We start from the raw sequence: 3,142 nt of genomic DNA on the forward strand, positions 1-3,142 counted from the left end.
CAGTAACGTTGCCAAATTTCACGCCAACCCTAATGAAAACAGCGAGAATTATTTCTTGCGGTGGCGAATTTTCGCTCGCATGCGGCGTTTCTTACGTCCAACTTTTCGTCGTCCTTTGCCCGTTCGTTTCGTACCCACCTAGTTCGTTCTCCAATGAGATTGGGTTGGTAAGGAAAGCCATTACCAACGCAGATTTAATTAATTTTTAAGTTTAAACGCGTCGCCGCAAAGCACAGCCTACCAAAACCAATGCAAATGACCAAGCCCTAGCCCCATTCCGCTGCGGTGATGAGGCGATTTTCGTGCTCAGCGTCTCCTAGGTGAACGTTGGATCGTTGTCGCGACCGTAGACAGCGAGTGCCGATTCGAATGTTTCGGCTTTGATTTTGAACTCAGGCTGTGAATCGGTGTAGTGATTGCAGTGGTCGACCAGCACCCGGTAGAGGAATCGGAACAGGTGACGTGGCACTCGCAGCGACTGGAATGCGGAGAGCATTCGTTGATAACTGACGTCGTCCTCGAACAAATCTTTGGGTTCGGGAGTTTGATTGTCGCTGGCACAAGCCATCATGCGGGCCCGCGCGAGATCGTAGAGCGCTTCGCCCGTCCACTGGAATGCAGGGATCACATTCTGCTTGTCTAGCCTCGCTCGCTCGTGAAATTCACGAGTCTCCCGCTCAATTTCTCGATGCAATTCTTGAGGTAGCATCATTTTGAATCCCATGCCGGGATGCTTTAGCAGTTTGTTGTCCAGCATCGGCCAAACAAAACGCTGCATCAATTCAGGTTTTCCACCTGTCATATGCGGTTCGTCGACGCGGTCCATCAACACGATAATGCCGGTATAGCCAAGTTTTCGTAGGATCCCCTGAAACTTATGCAGCAATTCGTAGCGATCGTCCGTGCGATCGTAGCGGGGTAACGGTTGGCTGGCCAATTCGGACTTGGGGATGCTTTGCAGCACTTTTCGCATCGAGCCGGTTTCACGTTTGCCGACTCGCATGTGGCGATGCATACCGAGCGCGGCAAACTGGCATTTGATGATGCGAATCCAGTGCGGAAGCCAGCCGATTGCCAACAACAGTGGCAGTAGCCACAGTGCGGTCAGGTCGCGTCCACCCTCGGGAAGCTTGGTGGGCGGAAACAACCAACCAACAAAAATGACAGCCACAATCGACCAGGCAATCGCACCAAAGAGCGTCGTTTTAGACGACAAATTTCCATAGCGAAGATGTTTCCGCAATGAGTTCCAACGCGACATGAATGTCGAATCGGTCGATTGGTCGTAACATGCCGCCAACAGCAACAAATCGCGCGCCGAGGTGCGATCCAACGATCGGATCGAGGCGTCATCGATTGCATCGGACTTGCCGGTCGAATTAACCCCCAGCATGCGGTCCACCAGATCGGTGACTCCGATACAAAGAATCGCGTCGACATGGTCCCATAATCGCCAAGCATCAAGCACCTTTTCAGGCTTCTTGCTGACGCGGCGACTGAGCCGTTCGCTGAAATGATCCAGAAACGGGTTGAAATCATCGTAATGAATGACGTAAACGCGTCGCTCGGAATTCTCGTGGTTGTAACGCGCTAAGTGGCGGTCAATCTGCAACCGCATCGCCGTCTTTCCCGATCCTTTGGGGCCAAAGATGATCGAAGTCGACGGGTCGCTTGGGTCACCGTACACCTTGTCCCAAATCGGATGATAAGCGTTGCTAATGCAGTGCTCTTTAAACACAGGGTCCGTTTGAGCATCTTCCTCCGCAAAAGGGTTGCGGAGAATGCCATGATGTTCAAGAAAACTTTGGATGTTCATCGCGGGATGCTTACAAAAGGGCCTGTGTTTTAATAACGATTCGCGTTGATGGCTTCGCGGCAATTTACACGCTAACGGTTTGTCGCCGTAGCGTCGTTCTTACTTTTCAATGCTTTTAATCATCTCAACAAAAGCATCTCGATTTTCGGTCACCACTTCGGCGGGACCGACCATTTTGACAAAGTATTTTCGGCCTTCGGGATGGACGATGATCGCACCGGTCATGGCATAATTTTCACGCTCGACCGTTTTGCCACCAAAGAAGGGACCTCCTCCCATCCGTTCCTGGAACTTTCCGCTAACATCGACGATGTGCACGTCCCACTTGCCGACTTTCATTTCTTTTGACTTCTGTGCCTCAGGATCTCCGCCGCTAAATTGGCCTTTCCAGCGAGAGATATTGGCCTGAACGTCACCACCGGCCGCCATGAACGTCACCCGCGCAGTCGCTTCTTCGTTCTTTTCCGACGTGGCAACAAATTCATGCTCGACGATGCCCGATTGAGGCTTTGTCGCTTTGAATTGAGCGGGAACCTTCAAGTCGGCCTCGCCAAACACACTGACCGTCTTCGCTTCGGCTTTGTCGGCGGTGTCCGCTGCATCGGCGGCAAATGAATTCGTCGCGACCACGCTGAAAAGCGTGGCCAGACAAAGGGTGTTCAGGCGTTGCGCAATCGTCATCGTTCTAGCTCCTGGGGAGATCTTGGGTGAGTCGAGGCTTAACTTGTTGTGTAAATCATTGGCTGACGTGGAACCCGGTTTTTAATTGGCCGATTCCACCGCCAACTACTCGATACTGTAGTACATCGATCCACCGTCCGGTATCGGTCCCGCCCAGTTACCCCGATCCTGATCACAATTCACGACGACGCATGACGGTGGCAAATCTTGTTCCAGTTGTGAGCTTGCGTCCACTTCTGCCGCCGCGACATCCTCCCACAGGACTGTGATGGCAAGGTGCAGCGAAGGTTATCGGCCAGCGACGGCCAAAAGTGCAGCGACCAACCCGATTGCGACAATCGAAAGTGCGGTAATCGTGGCGGCGCGCTGCAGGAACCGCTTTCGCTTGATGGCTCCGATTTGCCGATTCCCGTAGACCTCGGTTGCTACAGAGGCCGAGTCACCGGTACGGCTGTTTGCAGAGGCCGAGTCCATGGGCAGCCTTGCGGCGGAGTCGCCGAAGGGGGTGTTGCGAGCTGCTGCGGCTGAAGCCGTGACGCTGCGACCCGACAATTCGGGTAAAACGTCGATCGCATCTCGCCACTCGGCCCAGCCGTCGCGCCACACCAATGCGGTGGCGGCCACGCGGCCCTCGGTAATCCATTC

At 53.7% G+C, this 3,142-nt stretch carries 2 protein-coding genes and 1 pseudogene; all 3 read right to left on the bottom strand.

From position 1 onward, the window contains the following. Positions 1-316: 316 nt before the first annotated feature. Positions 317-1,816 carry a hypothetical protein gene (locus ABX962_RS33665; protein ID WP_372726050.1) on the bottom strand — a complete coding sequence of 500 codons (1,500 nt, stop codon included), beginning with the start codon at positions 1,814-1,816 and terminating at the stop codon, positions 317-319. A 99-nt stretch (positions 1,817-1,915) separates the two neighbouring features. Further along, positions 1,916-2,497 carry a hypothetical protein gene (locus tag ABX962_RS33670; RefSeq protein WP_372726051.1) on the bottom strand — a complete coding sequence of 194 codons (582 nt, stop codon included), beginning with the start codon at positions 2,495-2,497 and terminating at the stop codon, positions 1,916-1,918. Positions 2,498-2,785: 288 nt separating this feature from the next. After that, positions 2,786-3,142 (bottom strand): annotated as a pseudogene (locus ABX962_RS33675) (hypothetical protein); the annotation flags it as partial.

Source organism: Novipirellula sp., assembly GCF_041583735.1.
Taxonomy (GTDB): domain Bacteria; phylum Planctomycetota; class Planctomycetia; order Pirellulales; family Pirellulaceae; genus Novipirellula.

What these genes read in the sequence shown, in the direction of transcription:
- ABX962_RS33665 (WP_372726050.1), bottom strand. Translation starts at nt 1,816, where the DNA reads ATGAACATCCAAAGTTTTCTTGAACATCATGGCATTCTCCGCAACCCT.
- ABX962_RS33670 (WP_372726051.1), bottom strand. Translation starts at nt 2,497, where the DNA reads ATGACGATTGCGCAACGCCTGAACACCCTTTGTCTGGCCACGCTTTTC.